The organism is Crossiella sp. CA-258035 (assembly GCF_030064675.1).
Classification (GTDB): domain Bacteria; phylum Actinomycetota; class Actinomycetes; order Mycobacteriales; family Pseudonocardiaceae; genus Crossiella.
In genome coordinates this window covers 5,367,168-5,386,099 of the sequence record NZ_CP116413.1, presented here as the reverse complement: position 1 = coordinate 5,386,099, position 18,932 = coordinate 5,367,168, and the positions used below count along the sequence as shown (strand labels likewise).

The following is an 18,932-nucleotide window of genomic DNA, read 5'->3' as shown; positions in this document are numbered from 1 at the left end:
CCGGATGCCCGTCATCATCACAGCGGGCGGTTCGGCTGAGTACGGAACCGGATCCAGACTTTTCCACAGCGGATTGTGACCGGCCACAACACCTCTAGCGGGGCTGCTCCGGTGGTCCGTACGGCCCCTGCGGCGGGGGCGGCCAGTACCCGGGCTGCTGTGCGAGCTGCGCCTGCTGCCACCGCTGGTGCTCGGCCAGCCGCGCCTGCCGCGCCGCGTGGTAGAACTGCCGCGAGGCGGGCAGCGCCAGCAGCACGATCGACGCGCCCGCGCACAACAGGATCGCCACCCCGGTGACGTCGACCAGAACCCCGTACCACGGCAGCGAAGAGAACGCGCCGAAGACGACGAACCCGAGGTTGGCCAGCACCGCCGCACTGCCCAGGATCCAGATCAGGATCCGGGCCGGGTTGCGGCCGCTGCCCGACAGCAGGGCCAGCAGGACGGCGACGAGGGCGAAGAGGAGCGCGCCGACGGCGAACACGGTCAGGCCGAGTCCGGCCACCCTGGTCAGCAGTTCGTCGCCGGTCAGTTTTCCTTGCTGGAAGTGGTATTCCGGGATGGCGAAGAAACCGCCGACCATGGCCACCAGCGCCCACGCCCCGGCGCCCGCGAACAGGAAGTTGCCCAGCAGCACCGGGTTCGGCGCCTTGGGCAGGGCGGGGGCGGTCATGCCGTGGCCTCGATCCCGTTGCGGCGCCTGCGGACCAGCCAGAAGCCGACTACCAGCCAACCGGCCAGTGGGATCGTGGCCAGGGTCCAGAACAGCGCGTTCGAGGTGGCCGGAGCGGGTGTGCGCAGCGCCTCGGTCAATGGGCGTTTGGTGGTCAGGCCACCGGCCCACACCGTGCGGCCGTCGGTGTTCTCGCCGTGCAGCGCGTTCTTGGCCGAGGCCGCCAGGGCCGGGTGTTCGCGGGAGAACCTGGTGCCGTCCATGGGTCTGCGGTCGACCTGGCTGAAGTTCACCCCGCCGTAGATGAAGGTGTGGGTGTAGATGACGTTGCCCTCGGTGGTGGTGCGGGTGATGTTGAACTCGCCGTTCCGGTACGAGTGCACGTACCGGTCGAAGACCTCCCGCGGCGTCCACTTGTCCTGGGAGGCCCAGCGGCTGATGTCACCCCGGTTGATCACCTCGGCGTAGGCGGTGCGCTTGGTGATCTCGCGCTTGCGGAACCACTCGGCGGCGACCCGGCTGGCGTAGACCCGGCGCAGGTCGGCGTACTCCGGCGCCTTGTTCACCGCGTCCTGCACCTGGGGCAGGATCTGGGTGCGGTAGACCTGCTCGTTGTGCCGGGTGATCTCCGGATCCTGTTGCGCGTCACAGGAGACGTCCCCGGTCTGCTTGCTCTTGTAGTACTCGGTCTCCATCTTCACCTGCAACGGCGTGTCCAGGATGAACAGCTCGTTGCCGTCCTCGCGCACCACGGCGGGGGCGGGCACGATCCACTGCCGCATGGACACGCAGCGGGTCTTGCCGCGCAGGGCGTCCCAGTACCGCTTGCCGCCCGGGCTGTCCGGGTGGATGAACCTGGCCACCGACTTCTTCATCGCCAGGTCCGCCTCCAGCAGCACCCGGCCCGCGTCGGTCCTGCCGAACTGCGCGTCGATGATCCGGTTCGGCTCGTCCGGGTTGAGGTTGACCCAGAACTTGTCCGGGGTCAGCGCCAGCCAGACGAAGAAGGAGTCCGAGGCCAGCCGCGCGTTGCGCCTGCCGCCGAAGGACTGCTGGTCCTCCGGCAGGCTGTCGGCCTTGAACGCGTACTGCACGCCGGGGCCGTTGTGGTAGGTGTCGGAGACGTAGCGCAGCTCCAGGTTGGTGAAGTCCACCCCGCCGAGGTCCGGCTCCAGGTCGGCGCGGTTGCCTTCGGGGTTGTCCTCGGTGGTCTCGATCAGGGACTCGCGGATCGCCTCCTGCTCGGCGGCTTCCTCGGGGGAGTCCGGCGCGGCCTCGACCAGGTCGGTGAACGGGGTGTCCGCGGTGAACTGGCCCGGCGGGGTGAGCACGCCCGGCCCGGCGCGCCGGCCGCCGGACTGCGCGAGTTCTGATTTCTTCTGCGGCACGGCGCGGAAGTGCCGGACCTCCATCGGCACCCCGGCGGCAGCAGCCATCTTCTTGATCCGGTCGATGGTGGCCTTGCTCGGCTGGGCGCCGAAGACGTAGACGACCTCGCAACGGGCCACCTCGGCGATCTTGAGGATGTCCGCGAGCTGCTTCCACTGCTCCTTGCCGAGCTTGTTGCCGGACTTCTCCTCGAAGATGAGCTTCGTCTTGGTGAAGTCGGCGACGTCCAAGGGGCGGTTGAACTTCGCCATGTCCGGCGGCAGCTTTGCCTTGATGTCGGCGGGGATCTGCTCGTTGAACCGGAACTCGCCCTGCTCCAGCAACCCTTCCCGCTCGAAGTACTCCACCTTGAAGAACCGCTCGAAGCCTTCCTGGCCGCCGCGGACGCGGCTGTTCTGCCCGCGCACGACGCCTGCCCGCCAGCGCTCCCAGTCCGGCGCCTTCCACCTGGGACTGTTGCGGCGGTCCAGCGCCTTGCGCCACTCGGCGAACATCTTCTCCACCGAGCCTGCCTTGTACTCGCTGGGATCGTCGAGCTCGGCCAGCGCCGCCACCGACGGCTCCGCGACGGCCATCAGGGCCGCGGAGTTCGAGCGGTTGCGGGCCAGGTGGAAGAACCGCCAGGACGCCCAGTCACTCGCCTCCTGCAGCGTCACGTAGGACTTCCAGCGCGCGTACAGGTGCTCCTTCGTGCCCATCTTCAGCTCGTCCCACTTGGCGAAGGAGTCGACCTGGATGGCCGCGAGATCCGGTGGCGGCGGGACCGCGTTCAGGTGGTCGTAGTCGTCGTACTCGTACACACCCCGGATGTCGTCCGCCTGCCCAGCGGCCACCCCGGGCAGCTCGAAGGGCGGCGCGGCGAAGGCCGGTGCGAACGGCAGTCCGGCCAGTAACAGGACAGCGGCGATGACCAGAGTCGCGAGCCGACGCCCCAGGCTCGCGGGTGTGTTCCCCAGCACGCCCTCAGTATGGGCGGGCGGTCAACCGCTCCAGCGGGCCAGAACGGTGTGCAATCGCTTGTGGTCGCCGAGTTCCACCATGTGCGCCAGGTTCAGCTCCGGCGTGTAGGACCGGTCGGCGTCCGGCCGGCGGACCCAGAAGTACCCGATGGTGGTGCTGCGGTTGGTCCGTTCGCCGGGGGTGTGCTGCCATTCCGCCGGTGCGGAGCGGCGCAGCACCTCGCCCCAGTACCAGCTGGCGCCCTCGACGAAATCGTTGTGCTCCTGGAACTTCGCCGTGGTCGGCGTCTCCCGGAACACCGCCTCGGTGAGCGCGTCGAGCGAGTCGGCGGTGAAGTCCCAGTCCTCCCCGGCGCCGTAGCGGGCGCGCCAGGCCGGGAACTCCTGCTCGCGCCGGGCCAGCCAGGCGTCCAGCTCGGCAGACGGTTCCGGACGGGGCACGTCGAGGCCGGGGGTGTAGTCCTTCTCCGGCGCCCAGCCCGGGTGGGTCTGGCGGTACTCGCGCACGGCCTCCTGCCAGGCGCGGTGGGTCCGGCGGAACTCGGTGCCGTCCCGGCGCTGGATCGCGGCGGCGACCAGGTCCAGCGGCGCGGTGTCCTCGAGGCCGAGCTCCGCCGCCGGGCGGAGGACCGGCAGCCCACTTGACGGGGCGGCCCAGCGGCCACCGGCGACCCGCAGCAGCATCTCGCCCAGGTAGGCCACCACGCACTCCAGGAACGGCAGCTGGTCGGGGTCGGTCAGCTCTTCTGTGTCCTCGATCCGGTCCAGCAGCTCGGCTTCCAGCGCGATCAGGGACCCGGGGGAGAAGTCCAGGTCAGCGCGGCCGGAGAGGAGGTCGTCGAGCACGTCGATCTTGATGTGCACGTCCTCGACCCAGTCACTGATGTCCACCGCGCCAGCCTACGGCGGGGGGTCGAAGGCGCGCAGTTCCTCGCTGGTGAACGGTGGTTGACGGAGTCCTTGCCGGCGCGGTCCGGTGATCGCGGCCAGCAGCACGTGCCGGTTCATCACCCGACCGGCCGGGCGGGACAGGGTGAACAGGTCGTGCTGGAGGTCGGCGATGGGCCGGGAGTACGCGCCGACCGCGCCGATCCGGTCCTGCAACCGGTCGCGGAGCCGGCCGAGGCGGCCGGGGCGGGGGCCTTCGGTCTGCTCGTGCCGGAGGTCGAGGCCGGTGGCCAGGTCCCAGGCGGTGCGGGAGGCGCGGGCCACGGTGCGCTGGAGGTGCCTGGTGCCGGTCCGGCCGCGGTCGAGGGCCGCGCGCAGGCGCAGGGCGGCGAGCATGGCGGTGCCCATGCCGTGGCCGTAGACCGGGTTGAAGGTGGCGCAGGCGTCGCCGATGGCCAGGAACCCGGCAGGCACCGGGCGCAGGCGGTCGAAGTGCCGGAGCCGGTTGGCGTCGGTGCGGAAGCCGAAGGCCGGGCCCAGCGGTGTGGCCAGCGCCAGCAGCCGGGCCAGGCTGGGGTGGGGGAGGGCGGCGGTGAACTCGCGGAAGGCCGCGGGCTCGGTGCTGGGCTGGCTGCCGGGCGCGCCGGAGAGGGTGACCATCCACTGGTCGTCCTCGATCGGCACGATGACGCCGCCACGCCGGGGCTCGCCGGGGCCGGTCTGGATGTTGAGGATGGGGAAGCCGGGGCCGACGTGCGCGGGTGCCCGGTAGGCGGCGCTGGCGTAGAAGATGCCGGGGTTCACCCGCTCCTCGGCGACCTCGGGGAAACCCAGTTCGCGCAGCCAGCGCGGCGAGACCGACCGGCGGCCGGTGGCGTCCACCACCAGGTCGGCGGCCAGCGTGCCGGACTCGCCCAGCCGCGCGCCGGTGATCCGGGCGGTGTCGCCGGTGAGACCGCGCACGGTGGTGCGGTCGAGGAACTTGACATTGGCAAGATCGTGCACCCGGTGGCGGATGGTCGCCTCCAGCAGGCCGCGGGTGCAGCCGATGATGAACTGCCTGCCCGGGTAGCGCATGTTCCAGCCGAACGGGATCAGCCCGACATAGCGGCCCGGCATGTTGAAGTGCTGCGCCCCAGCCGCGTACAGCGCCTCGGTGACGCCGGGGGCGAGCAGGTCCAGCGCGCGGGCGCCGCCGCCGGAGAGGGTGTGCGTGTGCCGGGCGTGCGGGACGCCCCGGCGGTCGCCGGGATCGGCGTCGGCCGCGTCCTGCTCGGCCACGGTCACGGTGCGCGCGTGCGGGGCCAGCGCGAGCGCGGCGCACAGGCCCGCGATGCCGCCACCGAGGACCAGGGCGTGCGCGAAGTGGGGCATGGGTTCCAGCATGCCCAGTGTCGCCACACCGCGCACGGCCCACGCTCACCAGGTCGCGGCGAACTGCCCCTCCAGCGCGCCGTCGCGGGCGGAGAACACGGCGTTTGCCTTCTCGATGACCGGCCGCCGGTGTCAGTCCGAACAGGACAGTCCGATCGGGTCAGTCCACAGCGGACCGCACCACGGTCCGGATGGCCGGTTCCTGGTCCAGCTCGGCCTGGATGTCGGCCAGGGTCTGTGCGGACAGCGCCTCGCGCCAGGCCTGTTCCGCGCGCAACATGGCCGATTTCACCTGGCACGGGCCGGTCGGCTTGGGGCTGAGCTCGCCGATCCGGCCGCCGCAGCGGATCTCCTCGCAGCGGAAGGCCGGCTCGTTGCCCTCGATGGCCAGCACCACGTCCAGCAGGGTGATCTCGGTCAGCGGCTTGGCCAGGGTGAAGCCGCCACGGGAACCCGCGGTGGAGACCAGCAGGCCGGCCCTGACCAGTTGCTGGAGCTGCTTGTTCAGGTACGGCGCGGGCAGGCCGTGGGCGCGGGCGAGCTGACCGGTGCCCAGTGCGGCCGGTCCGGCCATGTTCAGGTTGAGCAGCGTGTGCAGTGCCCACTCGACGCCCTTGCCCATTCTCATGACGGACAGAATTCCATGACGGGGGCCTGCGCACGTGTTCGCTGTCCTGCTAATCTGGATACTGGATGTCCAGATTAGTGGAGTCAAGCCGGGGAAGCCGGCGAGAGGAGCAACCATGAAGGTCGTCGTGATCGGCGGAACGGGTCTGATCGGGTCGAACGTGGTCGCCCGCCTGGGTGAGCACGGGCACGAGGCGGTGGCCGCCGCCCCCTCGACCGGCGTCAACACCCTCACCGGCGAGGGGCTGCGGGAGGTGTTGCGGGGCGCGGACGCGGTGGTCGACGTGTCGAACTCGCCGTCCTTCGCCGACGAGGACGTGCTCGCGTTCTTCCGCACCGCCACCGGGAACCTGGTCGAGGCTGCCAAAGCGACCGGGGTCGGCCACTACGTCGCGCTCTCGGTGGTCGGCTCCGAGCGTGCGCCGGACTCCGGCTACCTGCGCGCGAAAGTGGCCCAGGAGCAGCTGATCCGCGCTTCCGGACTGCCCTTCTCGCTGGTGCTGGCCACCCAGTTCTTCGAGTTCGCCGATGGCATCGCCGACAGCGCGACCACCGACGGCGTGGTCATCCTGCCCGACGGCGCGGTGCAGCCGGTGGCCGCGGCCGACGTCGCCGCCCTGGTGGCCAGGACCTCGGTCGGCACGCCGCTCAACGGGGTGGTGGAGATCGGCGGCCCCGAGGTCTTCGGCATGGACGAGTGGATCCGCACCGTGCTGGCGGCGCGCGAGGACGCCCGCCAGGTGGTCACCGACCCTGCCGCCCGCTACTTCGGCACGCTGCTCGACGGCAAGACGCTGATCCCCGGCCCCGGCTCGCTGGTCGGCGAGACCTCGCTGGTGGGCTGGCTGGCCAGCTGACGCCGGCGGGCTGAGCTGGGCAAGATCGGAATTGTCGGTGGCCGCCACTACGTTCTGCCGAGTCCCCGTCACGGAGGTGTGACCGGGACTCGGCAGAAGGAGATGGTGCGTTGTCCGATTGGCAGAGGTCGAGCACGGCCCGGGTGCTGGCGCCCGCCCGGCCGCGCAAACTGGCCAAGGTCCCGTTCGTCGAACTGGCCGACGGACGGGTGCAGGGGGTGGTGTCCAGTGGCTCGGACATCGGGCGGGTGTACGTCTCCTCGGTCGCGGCAGGCACGTACGCGTTCACCTGTAGCACCAACAACAACCGCCCGTGCGGCGGCGCCCGCGGCTACTTCTGCAACCACATCCTGGCGCTGGTCACCGAGGCGGTCGTGCAGTACGGCGGCGAGCGGGTGGCGCGCTACCTGCGGGTCGAGCCGGGGGAGCTGACCGGGCAGGACATCGCCGCGACCATGAGCCACGCCAACCCGCCGCAGGGGGACAGCAACGCGGCCGCGCCGGTGTTCAGCCAGTTCCTGCGGCACCTGGCCTACCTGGAACTCGCCCCGAGCACCGCGCCGCTGCCGGAGATGCAGTGGTTCCCCTCGACCAGGGCGGTGGTGTGATGCGCGCCGACCTGCTCGCCGATCCCGTTGCCGGACTTGACGAAGCCCTGGCCGCGATCGACGCCTTCGACGGGGCGCTGGTCGCCGGTCTGCTCCGTCCGCAGCACGCCGGTCTGCTCGAGCTCGCCGACGCTTTAGCGGGCTCGCCGCTGGCGGACCGGGTCGCCGAGGCGGTGGCGAAGACCGCGGCCGGGGCGGCGGGGGAGGAGCACTTCCTCGTGCTCGCCGCGGCCCGCACCGCGCTGTTCGGCTCGGTGCACGACGCGCTGCTGGCCCGCGTCACCGAGGCCACCGGTCGCGCTCTGGACACGGACATCGAGTCCGCGCCCGGTGCGCCCCAATCGCCGAACCTGCTTGCCGCCGCCCGATCCTGGCTGGCCGACCTGGCCCGTGCCGGGTGGCAGGGCATCGACCACGACCTGGTTTCCGGTGCCGCGCCAGTGGTGTCCGCACTGCTGCCAGAGCCCGGCCTGCGGCGACTGGCCGCCCTGCTGGACGGTTTCGCGGCCGAGCTCGCCGCGTCCTGCCCCGGGGCGGCGCTGGACCGGGTCCCGTTGCGCCGCTGGGCCGACCTGTGGTCCCGCGCGATGCTGCTGACCCTGGACAGCCCCGCTCCCGCCATCAGCACGGCCACCGGCCGCCTGCTGCCGCTCGGCGTCGACCTGCACGAGCACCCGACCGCCGCGCAGGCCCAGGTGCACGCGGTGTTCGAGCCTGCCGACGGACCGGCCCGGCTGGTGCGGGCCAGCGTGTCCGCGCCCAAGCCGGACACCATCATCGGCGCGGGGATCTGGCAGCTGCTGCGGCCGCACCTGTCGCTGCTGACCGCGGTCAGCGAGGGCCGCGCGATGGAGCTGACCGACATGCCGGTCACCGCCGAGGGCGACCTGCTCTGGCAGGACGAGCACGCCCGCCTCGGCGAACCGGCCGACGCCTTCGCCACCGCCAGGGTGGCGCTGCCTGCCGCGCTCACCCCGGCGACCGCGCCGCTGGACCGGCACCCGGCCCGCATCGCCGTCCCGGTTTTCCTTGAGGGCTATGCCATCGAGCGGGACGAGGACACGCTGACCCTCACCATCGCCGGGCACCGGCTGGCCGTGGACGCCGACCGCATCCCGGTCGCCGGGCCGCTCACACCGGAAGCCGTCGCGACCTCCACCGCGTGCATCGGACTGCTGCGCTGGGAGGCCGGGGACTTCCGCGTGCAGCCGCTGGCCGTGGAGTCCACCGTGCGCAAGAAAACCGTTGCCCTTCAAGCGGGCGCGTGGGCCGGGGGCACCAGCGACAAGGCCGGGGTCAAGGCGGAGAAGGCCGCCACCGACGCTGCCGCCGTGCTGCGCGAGCGCGCCGGAAGGTTGCTGCGGAAATGACTCAGGCGCAGGAGAACCGTCGCCAGGTGTTGTACTGGCGGCTGCTGGCCAGGCTGTTCGACCAGGAGGAGCAGGCCGCGCTGGAGTCGGCCAGCCTCGCCGTGGTCGAGGACATCGGCCTGCCACCGGCCCTGCTGGACCCGCAGGCCGGGGTCGACTCGGTGGTGCAGCGGCATCCGGAACTGGCCGCGGAGTTCGACGGCCTGATGCTCGTCGACCCGGACCCGGACGCGGACCGGGACCAGGCGGCCGAGGTGCGGCGGGCGGCGCTGGTGTCCAAGGTGATGCTCAACGTCTTCGCCACCGGCTCCGGCACGGTCAGCGCCGGGCAGCTGTCCCGCTGGCAGGCCGACGCGGCCTGGCTGGAACGCGCGCTGGGCTGCAAGCCGGGGGAGCTGCGCGGTGGCCGGTCCGGTGGCCGGGGTGTCAGCCCGACCGGCACCGGGATCGGCGGCCCCACGCCCGACCTGGGCAACCTGATCCCGGAGATCGGGCCGGAACTCGCTGCCCTGGAAGGGGATCTGGTCAAGCGGATGCACCTGCGCGAGGTGCTCGCCGACCCGGCGCTGGCCGCGCGGCTGACGCCGAGCATGTCGCTGATCGAGCAGCTGTTGCGGGACAAGGACAACCTCTCCGGGGTGGCGCTGGCCAACGCCAAGTCGCTGATCCGCCGGTTCGTCGACGAGGTCGCCGAGGTGCTGCGCACCCAGGTGGAGAAGGCCACCGTCGGCGCGCTGGACCGCTCGGTGCCGCCCAAGCGGGTCTTCCGCAACCTGGACCTGGACCGCACGATCTGGAAGAACCTGGTCAACTGGAGCCCGGAAGAGGAACGGCTCTACGTCGACCGGCTCTACTACAAGCACACCGCGCGCAAGAACACCCCGCAGCGGCTGATCGCGGTGGTCGACCAGTCCGGCTCCATGGTGGACTCGATGGTCAACTGCACCATCCTGGCCTCCATCTTCGCCGGACTGCCCAAAGTGGACGTTCACCTGATCGCCTACGACACCCAGGCCCTGGACCTCACGCCGTGGGTGCAGGACCCCTTCGAGACCTTGCTGCGCACCAACCTCGGCGGCGGCACCGACGGCACGGTCGCCATGGCGCTGGCCCAGCCGAAGATCGCCGAACCGCGCAACACCGTGGTGGTGTGGATCTCCGACTTCTACGAGTGGCAGAGCGAGCCGCTGTTCGAGAGCATGGCCGCGATCCACCGCTCCGGGGCCAAGTTCATCCCGGTCGGCTCGGTCACCAGCGCCGGCCGGGGCAGCGTGAACCCGTGGTTCCGCGAGCGTTTCAAGGACCTCGGCACGCCGGTGCTCTCCGGTCACATCAGCAAGCTCGTGCACGAGCTCAAGACCTTCCTGACTTCCTGAAAGGCACGACATGTCCGACCTGTTGCGCGCCCCCGCCGAGCTCAAGTACGCCGAGGAGCTGGACTGGCTGGAGTCCATCGACGACAACCCCAAGCCCTTCGCCTGGCGGCTCTCGCCGAAGATGGTGCGCCTGTTCATCCTCGGCGCCGAGCGGTCCGACGGCCTGGACCGGGAGATCGCGCAGAAGTGGTACGGGGACCGGAGTTTCGTCGAGCGGTCCATCGTCACCCTGGCCTCCGACCGGGGCCTGCTGCTGATCGGCGACCCGGGCACCGGCAAGAGCTGGCTGGCCGAGCTGCTGGCCGCGGCGATCTCCCGGAACTCCACCCTGGTCGTGCAGGGCACGGCCGGCACCACCGAGGACCACATCAAGTACTCCTGGAACGTCTCCATGGTCATCGCCAAGGGCCAGTCCAGGCAGTCCATGATCCCCTCGCCGATCATGACCGCGATGGAGCAGGGCGCGATCGGCCGGTTCGAGGAGCTCACCCGCTCCACCAGCGACGTGCAGGACGCGCTGATCTCCATCCTGTCCGAGAAGTACATCTCGGTGCCGGAGCTGGACAGTGACAACATCGTCTTCGCCAAGCCCGGCTTCTCCATCATCGCCACCGCGAACAGCAGGGACCGGGGCGTCAACGACCTGTCCTCGGCGCTGAAGCGGCGGTTCAACTTCGTGCGCATCCCGGTGGTGACGAACAAGAAGAGCGAGACCCAGATCGTCCGCTTCCGCACCGAGGAGCTGTTGCGCCGCCACCAGATCGAGCTGGACGTGCCGCCCACCCTGCTGGACGTGCTGCTGCGCAGCTTCGCCGACCTGCGCGCGGCCGCGGCCGCCGCGGGCAGCGATGACGAGAAGCTGGAGTCCGCGCTGTCCACCGCGGAGCAGATCGGCGTGCTGGAGGACGCCATCCTGCACAGCAACTTCTTCGGCGCCCAGCAGCTGACCGCCCGCACGCTGGCCTCCTCGCTGGTCGGTTCACTGGCCCGGCGCGCGCCGGAGGACCTGGCGATCCTGAACAAGTACCTGCACGGGGTCGTCGAACCGCGCAGCAAGGACGAGGGCGGGAACTGGCCGGAGTTCCTCGAAGGCGGCCGCGACGCGATCGCCACCCTGTCATGAGCGGTGCCTTCGACACCCTGCGCGGCCAGCTGAGCGAGGCCGCCGCCGCGTTCGCGGACGGACCCGGTGCGCTGGAAGGGATCCTGCTCGGCATCGTGGACGACGTGGACCGGGCGGTGCGCGAGCCGCTGGAGATCTTCCCGGTCTGCCACCACTCCCCGGCCTCGGCGGTGGCGATGGCACGGCGGCTGCGGGAGAAGCAGCCCAAGGTGGTCTACCTGGAGCTGTGCGAGGACCTGGCCCCGCTGCTCACCGAGCTGCGCAACTGCCGGTTGCCGGTGGCGGTGCAGGCGTTCGCGTCCGAAGTGGACGGTTTCCCGGCCGACTGGTCGCCGCTGTCGGTGGTCGCGCCGATCACCGAGGCATCCGCGGAGTACCAGGCGATCGCCTACGCGCTGGACACCCCCGGGGTGGAGCTGGTGCTGGTGGACCGTTCCGCCGACCACGTCTTCCAGTGGGACCGGCCGGAAACCCCGGCCGCCGAACCGGCCGAGGAGGAGGCCGCCCTGCACGGCGACGCGGTCGGCGTGGAGATCGGCGACCTGCGGCCGCGCTTCGCCGAACTGGAGGAGCACCTGCTGCACCACGGCAAGGTGCGGCACTGGTCGGAGTGGTGGCACCAGTACGTCGAGCTGCCGCTGGGCGACACCGACCACGACAGCTACCGGCAGGTGATGTTCCTGATCGGCAGCCTGTTCCGCCGCCTCGCGCCCGGTGATCCACACCGGGTGCGGGTGGATGAGGACCGCGAGCGGTACATGTGGACGCGGATGCGCGAGCACCTGGCCGCGAGCGGCACTGATCCCGCCGACTGCCTCTACGTCTGCGGTGCCTTCCACGCGGCCAGCCGGGTCGCGGAGTTCGGCGTCGCGGGCAGCGACGGCTTCACGATCAGCCCGCGCAGCGCGAGCACCTGGCAGTACGGGCTGATCCCGTCCAGCAACGCGGCGATCGAGGCCCAGTTCGGGCTGGCCGCCGGTTCGGTGTCCATCGCGGCCACCGAGTGGGCGAAGAACCTCAAGCGCACCAAGGTGAAACCCTTCCAGCTGGACGGGCAGACCGGGGCGAAGCGGAAGAAACCCGCGGCCCTGCCCGCCCCGGTGGCCGCGACCACGCCCGCGGACCAGCTGTCCGGGTTCCTGCGACGGCCGCCGGTGCTGGACGGGCTGGACGAGGCGGAGCTGCTGGGCTGGTGTGTGGAGATCGTGCGCGCCGCCCGCCGCAACGGCTACCTCGCCTCCACCGCCGACGCGATCGCGGTCTTCGAGACCTCGATCCTGTTGGCCGGTATGCGGGACCGGGCCCGGCCGACGCCGTACGACTTCCAGGACGCGGCGGTCACCTGCATCGAGAAGGACGTGGTGCCGGGCAGGCGGGACGTGCGCCGGCTGGTCGAGATCATGATGGGCGGCGACCGGATCGGCCAGGTCGGTTACGAGGCGCTGCCGCCGCTGGCCCGGGATGTGCACGACCGGCTCGCGCCGCTGAACCTCAAGCTGGACCAGCGCGGGGTGCGGCGGGCGTTGCTGGACATCGCCGGTCAGCCGGAGCTGGCGCTGTGCTCGGACGTGTTGTGGATGCTGCGGTACCTGATGCCGCAGGGCGCCGCGCGGCCGATCATGGGGCAGCGGCGGCTCGGGGAGCGGCCGATCCAGGAGTCCTGGGACCTGGCGCTGGGCACCCACCAGCGGGCGCTGATCGAGCTGGGCTACGAGGGCGTCAGCATCGAGCAGGTGCTGGAACAACGCTTGCGGCGCAAGGCTTACCACCCGCAGGCCACCGCCGCCTCGGTACTGGAAGCGGTGGAGGACGCCCTGCGGTACCTGCGCAGCGCCCGGCTGGCCGGGGAGCTGGGCGTGCGGGCGCTGGAGGTGCTGAGCACCGAACGCACGGTGGACGGCGCGCCGGAGGTGCTGCGGCGGGTGCGCGGGCTGCTCGCGCACTACCGCACCAGCGAACCCGTGCTGCCGCAGTGGATCGAGGCCTTCGTCAAGGCCGGCTACGCGCACTACTGCACGCTGCTGCCCACCGCGTTCACCGACGAGGACGCCGGGGTCGGCCAGGTCGCGGCGATGCTGGGCTTCCTGTTCAGCATGGAGTCCCTGGCGCTGTCCCTCGGCTGCGACCGGACCCAGCTGGAACTGGCCATCACCCAGTCACACCCGCAGGAGCCCTCGAAGGTGGCGCTGCTGTGGGCGGCGCAGGTCCAGCTGGGCCGCCTCTCCCGCGCGGAGCTGCGGTCCCGCTGCGACGAGCTACTGGCGAATCCCTTGGTGCTGAACGCTTATCCGCGTTACCTCAGCGGGTTCGTGCACGCGCTGGAACCGGCCCCCGCGCTGGCCGACTTCGTGGTGGAGGCGGTGTCCAACGCCTTCGCCCGGCTGCCGGACCCGGTGCTGCTGCCCTGGCTGCCGACGCTGATCACCACCCTGCGCGCCCGCGGCGCGGAGCTGTTGCCGCTGCTCATCCGGGAGGCGGGCCGCCTGTTCCCGGGCAGGCTCGCGGCGCTGGACGAGTGGGTGCCGCCGTGGCTGGCCCCGGAACCCGTTGCGGCGCAGCCCCGGCGGGCCACCCAGGGTCTCGCGCTGCTGGCCGTTCACCCGGCCACCTGCGACGCACTGGCCGGACTGCTGGGCTGCGACGGCGGTTGGGCCGCCGCGGCTCCGGCGGGGGTGGCGCTGCTCGGCCGCTACCCGGACACCGCGCTCGCGGTGACGGAGGTGCTGGCCGGAGTCTGATCGGCGGGCGGGGCGGGGCGTTCGGCCCGGACGGCGGCGATCCCGCCGAGGATCAGCGCCCCGCCCGCCAGCTGCAACGGCGAGAGCTCCTCGCCCAGCAGCAGCCAGGCGAACACCGAGGCCGAGACCACCTCCAGCAGTCCGACGAAGGAGGCCAGCCGCGAGCCGAGCAGGTTGGAGGCGGCGATCCCGCTCGCGTAGGCCACCGCGGTGGAGATCACCCCGACCACCAGCAGCGGCACCCACCACGGCGCGGGCGAACCCAGCAGCGGCACCTCGCCGAAGGTCGCGGTGAACGGCAGCAGGCCCGTCGCGCCGGTCAGCAGCAGCACCACCCCGGCCAGCAGCAGCCCGGACCCTGCCAGCGCCACCGGCGAGAGGCCCTCGCTGGGCCGGGCCGCGATCACGAAGTAGGCCGCGCAGCCGATCGCCGCGCCGAAGGCGATGAGCAGGCCGACCGGGTCCACCGCCTGCACCGCGCCGGGTCCGATCACCAGCACCAGCCCGCCGACCGCGAGCACCGAACCGGCCAGCACGCTCAGCCCCGGCCTGCGCCGGGTCAGCACCCAGGTGACGCCGACCAGCAGCAGCGGGGCCAGGAACTCCACCAGCAGCGCGGTGGCCACCGGGATGCGCTGGAGCGCGGCGAAGTAGGCGAGCTGGGTGAAGGCGACCCCGATGAGTCCCATGCCGAGCACCCGCCACCGGCCGCGCCACAGCAGCTCCCAGCGCCCGCGCAGGGCGGCCAGGGTGAACGGCAGCAGCACCAGACCGGCCACCAGCACCCGCGCGGTCACCGCGGCCGCGGGTGACCAGCCCGCGGTGAGCAGCGGTTTCACGAACGGCCCCGAGGTGCCGAAGGAGACTACGGAGACGAACGCCGCGGCAAGCCCCGCGGACGTCGGCGACAGCTTCATGGCGCCTCCCGGCTGTGTGTCATGGGCTAACGTTGCTTCAGTCCTGACGCTAGGTCCGGGGATGTGAGGAGTCAAATTGCGTTTTGCCCCTGACACGGAGGAGTCGCTGGAGTTCGTGGTGATGCTCGGCAACACCGACCCCGGCGCCTCCCGCAGCGGCGCGGACGAGCTGGCCACCGTCGAGCAGCTGGACGACCTGCTGGCCCGGTGCACCTACTCCGGCCGCATCGACCACGACGAGGCCGAGCTCGGCGAGGTCCGCGCCACCAGGGACCTGCTGCGGCAGGTGTGGACGCTGGACCGCGACGAGGCGGTGGAGGTGGTCAACCGGATGCTGCGCGAGGCACGGGCGCTGCCCCGCCTGGCCCGCCACGACGGCCTGGACTGGCACATCCACGCCACCGCCCCGGACGCCCCGCTGGCCGAACGCATCCGGGTGGAGGCCGCGATGGCGCTGGCCGACGTGATCCGGATGGACGAGATGCGCAGGCTCCGGGTGTGCGCCGCACCGGACTGCACCGGCCTGCTGCTGGACCTGTCCCGCAACGGGCTCAAGCGGTTCTGCGGGGTGCGGTGCGGCAACCGGATGAACATGATCGCGTTCCGCGAGCGCAAGTCCGGGCACTGACGGTCAAACACCGCCGTGTTGGCCGTTGTCGTACACAGTGTTGGCCGTTGTGGACGGTGTGTTGGCCGAACAGGCGTACCAGTTCGGCCAACACCGGGTACGACTTCGGCCAACACGGTGTACGACAACGGCCAACACGGCGGTGGGTTATGGGTGGGGGTTGTGGGCTGGTGCTTGGGGCTCCAGGAGCTTCCACCAGGGCACCACCGGCGCGGGTGAGGCCACGTCGACCCGCTCGCCGGGCCGGGGCACCGCCACCGCGACCTCGCGCGCCTTCGCCTCGGCCCACAGCCGGTCCACCGGCTCGGACCAGTCCTGCACGCCCAGCACGAACGTGGCCCAGTGCACCGGCACCAGCAGCCCGCCGCGCAGGTCCAGGTGCGCGGCCACGCCCTCCTCCGGCGTCATGTGGATGCCGGGCCAGTCCCGCACATACGCGCCGATCTGCACCAGGGTCGCGTCGAACGGGCCGTGTGCCGCGCCGATCTCGGCGAAGCCGGGGAAGTAGCCGGTGTCGCCGGTGTAGAACACCCGGTGCTCGGGGCCGATCAGCGCATAGGAGGCCCACAGCGTGTCGTCGCGTTTGAGCGCCCGCCCGGAGAAGTGCTGCGCCTCGGTCGCGATGATCTCCACCCCGGCCACGGTGGTGGACTCCGACCAGTCCAGCTCGATGATCCGCTGCTCCGGCACCCGCCAGCGCCGCAGGTGCGCCCCGACGCCCAGCGGCACCACGAACGGCGCGGTCTGGGTGCGCAGCAGGGCCCGCACGGTGGCCAGGTCCAGGTGGTCGTAGTGGTCGTGCGAGATCACCACCGCGTCCACCGCGGGCAGTGCCTCCACCGGCGCGGGCGCCTCGTGCAGCCGTCGTGGCCCGCCGAAGGGCAGCGGCGAGACCCGTTCGCCCCACACCGGGTCGAGCAGGATCAGCGCGCCGTCCAGCTCGACCAGCGAGCTGGAGTGTCCGTACCAAGTCAGGTGCACGCCCTGCCCGACCGGCGGCTCCGGTTCGACCAGCGGCACCGCGCCTGCCGGTTTGCGCCGCTGCTTGCCGAAGAACAGCTCGCGCGCCAGCCTGGCCCGCGCGCCGGGTGCGGCCAGCGCGTCCACCCGGTTGCGGAACAGCCCGTCGCGGTACTGCGGGGAGCGGGCCAGGCTGGCCCCGGCGGCCCGGCCGCCGAGCTGGGCCGGTAGATCCCGCAGCGTCCACGCCAGGGCGGCGGCGAGCGCGCCGAGCAGGTATCGGGTCATGCCGCCGATTCTCCCCGGTCGAGCTGTGAACGTCCTCAGCAGCGCGCGGCGCCCGGCGATTGTCGGTGGTCAACGGTAGTTTGACCGCTGTGAACGCTGGGGAACGCATCCAGGAGCTCGCCGACCGGATCGTCGCGCTGCGCGACGCCTACTACCGCGGCTCGCCGCAGGTGGCCGACGCCGAGTACGACGTGATCGAGGACGAGCTGCGCGCCTTGATCGAGGCGAATCCGGAGCTGGCGCCGGATCCGAACCCGCTGGAGCAGGTCGGCGCGCCCACGGTGCTGCACGCGCCGGTCCGGCACGCCCGCCCGATGCTCTCGCTGGAGAAGGCGACCAAACCGGAGCAGGTGGCCGCGTTCTTCGACCGGTTCCCCGGCCAGCCGGTGGTGGTGATGCCCAAGCTGGACGGGCTCTCGCTGTCGGTGGTCTACGAGGACGGACGGCTGGCGCGGGCGGTCACCCGTGGCGACGGCAGCACCGGCGATGACGTGACCCCGCTGGTGCGCGCCCTGGTCGACGGCGTGCCCGAGCGGGTGGACGCGCCCGGCCGGGTGGAGGTGCGCGGCGAGGCGGTGATGCTGCGCTCCACCTTCGCCGCCTACAACACCGCGCACCCGGACAAGCCGCTGATCAACCCGCGCAACGCCGCCGCGGGCACCCTGCGCGCCAAGGACCCGGCCACCGTGGCCGAGCGGCGGCTGCGCTTCTTCGGCTTCGACCTGGACACCTCCGCCGGTGGCGCCGCGGTCGACCTGGAACAGGGCCTGCGCGACCTCGGCCTGGACGGCGCGGACATGCGGCTGTGCACCGACGCCGAGCAGGCGCAGGCGGTGATCACCGAGATCGAGCAGGGCCGCAACGACCTGGACTACGACCTCGACGGCGCGGTGCTGCGGCTGGCCAACCGGGACGCCTACGGCGCCGCGGGCACCCGGTCCAGCTCCCCGCGCGGCGCGCTGGCGTTCAAGTTCGCCGCCGAGGAGAAGACCACAGTGCTGGCCGACGTGGTCTGGGACGTCGGCAAGACCGGCAAGATCGCCCCGGTCGCGGTGCTGGAACCGGTGTTCGTCGGCGGCACCACGGTCACCCGCGCCACCCTGGCCAACCAGGAGGTGATCCGGGCCCGCGGCATCCGGATCGGCGACACCGTGCTGGTGCGCCGCGCCGGCGATGTGATCCCGTTCGTGGCCGGGGTGCTGGACGAGTCCAAGCGGACCGGCGCGGAGAAGGAGATCCTGCCGCCCCGCCTGTGCCCGTCCTGCGCGCAGCCGCTGACCGAGCAGGGCAACAGCCGGGAGTTGTTCTGCACCAACGCTTCCTGCCCCGCCCAGTCGGTGCGCAGGCTCATCCACTGGGCCTCCCGCGCCGCCGCCGACATCGAGGCCGTCGGTCCGGTGTGGATCGAACGGCTGGCTGAGTCCGGCGACCTGGAGCACCCCTCGGACTTCTACACCCTGACCGCGGAACGCCTGCTGGAGTTCGATCGCATCGGCGAGGTCTCCGCCGCCCGCATGATCGACTCCATCGACAAGAGCCGCGACGTCGGCCTGCGCCGGGCCCTGATCGGCCTGGCCATCCCGATGGCCTCCGAGGGCACCGCCACCCGGTTGTGCCGCGCCGGTTTCGGCTCGCTGGAGGAGGTCGCCGAGGCGGGCGAGGAACGCCTGGTGGCGGTGGAGGACATCGGCCCGAAGGTGGCCGCCTCGCTCATCGAGCACCTCACCCGGCTGCGCCCCGAGCTCGACCGGCTGCGCGAACGCGGTGTCAGTCTTGACGTCCGCGAGGAGGACCTGCCGCCGGTGGTCGCCTCGGACGCGCCGCTGGCGGGCAAGACCGTGGTGGTCACCGGTGCGATCAGTGAGCCGCGTTCGGGGGAGAAGGTGCCCCGGCCCACCTTCCAGCGCCTGTGCGAGAAGGCGGGCGCGACCATCGCCTCCTCGGTCTCGGCCAACACCGACCTGCTGATCACCGGGGCTGACGTCGGCGCGAGCAAGCTGACCAAGGCGGAGAAGCTCGGCGTGGAAGTGGTGGACCAGAGCGAGATCTGGCGGCAGCTGATCGAGGCGGGCATCGCCTAGCGACCGGGGCCGGTACCCGGCTGCGGGCGGGGCCGGTAGGGCATTTGTGCCACCAATGCCGCGTCAATTCTGACGG

Annotated in this window: 15 protein-coding genes; 8 read left to right on the top strand and 7 right to left on the bottom strand. The window is 71.7% G+C overall.

What is annotated here, in order from left to right; translation table 11 throughout:
• Positions 1–94: 94 nt before the first annotated feature.
• From N8J89_RS24660 to N8J89_RS24640, 5 genes are all read right to left on the bottom strand, one after another.
• Positions 95–673, bottom strand: coding sequence for a hypothetical protein (locus tag N8J89_RS24660; RefSeq protein WP_283659378.1), 579 nt, complete (start codon positions 671–673; stop codon positions 95–97).
• The gene (locus N8J89_RS24655; RefSeq protein ID WP_283659377.1) at positions 670–3,021 is read right to left on the bottom strand and encodes a hypothetical protein; all 2,352 of its coding nucleotides are present in this window, start codon (positions 3,019–3,021) and stop codon (positions 670–672) included. Before N8J89_RS24655 ends, N8J89_RS24660 begins: the two co-directional genes overlap by 4 nt.
• 21 nt (positions 3,022–3,042) lie before the next feature.
• Positions 3,043–3,912: a hypothetical protein gene (locus N8J89_RS24650; protein WP_283659376.1), complete on the bottom strand. Its 870-nt coding sequence runs from the start codon at positions 3,910–3,912 to the stop codon at positions 3,043–3,045.
• 9 nt (positions 3,913–3,921) lie between these two features.
• The gene (locus N8J89_RS24645) at positions 3,922–5,283 is read right to left on the bottom strand and encodes an NAD(P)/FAD-dependent oxidoreductase (protein WP_283659375.1); all 1,362 of its coding nucleotides are present in this window, start codon (positions 5,281–5,283) and stop codon (positions 3,922–3,924) included.
• A 160-nt stretch (positions 5,284–5,443) separates the two neighbouring features.
• Positions 5,444–5,911, bottom strand: coding sequence for an RrF2 family transcriptional regulator (locus N8J89_RS24640; RefSeq protein ID WP_283659374.1), 468 nt, complete (start codon positions 5,909–5,911; stop codon positions 5,444–5,446).
• Between the two features lie 115 nt (positions 5,912–6,026).
• Here N8J89_RS24640 and N8J89_RS24635 point away from each other — a divergent pair, with 115 nt between their 5' ends.
• From N8J89_RS24635 to N8J89_RS24610, 6 genes are all read left to right on the top strand, one after another.
• The gene (locus N8J89_RS24635; protein ID WP_283659373.1) at positions 6,027–6,767 is read left to right on the top strand and encodes an SDR family oxidoreductase; all 741 of its coding nucleotides are present in this window, start codon (positions 6,027–6,029) and stop codon (positions 6,765–6,767) included.
• A 110-nt stretch (positions 6,768–6,877) separates the two neighbouring features.
• A complete protein-coding gene (locus N8J89_RS24630) occupies positions 6,878–7,375 on the top strand; it encodes a hypothetical protein (RefSeq protein WP_283659372.1) in 498 nt (165 codons plus the stop codon).
• Positions 7,375–8,745: a hypothetical protein gene (locus N8J89_RS24625; protein ID WP_283659371.1), complete on the top strand. Its 1,371-nt coding sequence runs from the start codon at positions 7,375–7,377 to the stop codon at positions 8,743–8,745. Before N8J89_RS24630 ends, N8J89_RS24625 begins: the two co-directional genes overlap by 1 nt.
• Complete coding sequence (locus N8J89_RS24620; protein ID WP_283659370.1) at positions 8,742–10,121, top strand: VWA domain-containing protein; 1,380 nt, start codon at positions 8,742–8,744, stop codon at positions 10,119–10,121. Before N8J89_RS24625 ends, N8J89_RS24620 begins: the two co-directional genes overlap by 4 nt.
• Positions 10,122–10,131: 10 nt before the next feature.
• Complete coding sequence (locus tag N8J89_RS24615; protein WP_283659369.1) at positions 10,132–11,244, top strand: ATP-binding protein; 1,113 nt, start codon at positions 10,132–10,134, stop codon at positions 11,242–11,244.
• The gene (locus tag N8J89_RS24610) at positions 11,241–13,982 is read left to right on the top strand and encodes a DUF5682 family protein (RefSeq protein WP_283659368.1); all 2,742 of its coding nucleotides are present in this window, start codon (positions 11,241–11,243) and stop codon (positions 13,980–13,982) included. The genes N8J89_RS24615 and N8J89_RS24610 overlap by 4 nt, the downstream gene beginning before the upstream one ends.
• Here N8J89_RS24610 and N8J89_RS24605 read toward each other — a convergent pair.
• The gene (locus N8J89_RS24605) at positions 13,934–14,899 is read right to left on the bottom strand and encodes an EamA family transporter (protein WP_283659367.1); all 966 of its coding nucleotides are present in this window, start codon (positions 14,897–14,899) and stop codon (positions 13,934–13,936) included. The genes N8J89_RS24610 and N8J89_RS24605 overlap by 49 nt on opposite strands.
• Before the next feature lie 76 nt (positions 14,900–14,975).
• On the opposite strand from N8J89_RS24605, the gene N8J89_RS24600 reads away from it, so the two are divergent.
• Positions 14,976–15,527 carry a CGNR zinc finger domain-containing protein gene (locus N8J89_RS24600; protein WP_283659366.1) on the top strand — a complete coding sequence of 184 codons (552 nt, stop codon included), beginning with the start codon at positions 14,976–14,978 and terminating at the stop codon, positions 15,525–15,527.
• Between the two features lie 147 nt (positions 15,528–15,674).
• On the opposite strand, the gene N8J89_RS24595 is transcribed toward N8J89_RS24600, so the two are convergent.
• Positions 15,675–16,775 carry an MBL fold metallo-hydrolase gene (locus N8J89_RS24595; protein ID WP_283659365.1) on the bottom strand — a complete coding sequence of 367 codons (1,101 nt, stop codon included), beginning with the start codon at positions 16,773–16,775 and terminating at the stop codon, positions 15,675–15,677.
• An 89-nt stretch (positions 16,776–16,864) separates the two neighbouring features.
• Here N8J89_RS24595 and ligA point away from each other — a divergent pair, with 89 nt between their 5' ends.
• Positions 16,865–18,856 (top strand): NAD-dependent DNA ligase LigA, encoded by a 1,992-nt coding sequence (ligA, locus tag N8J89_RS24590; RefSeq protein ID WP_283659364.1) that lies wholly within the window; start codon positions 16,865–16,867, stop codon positions 18,854–18,856.
• The last annotated feature ends 76 nt before the right edge of the window (positions 18,857–18,932 follow it).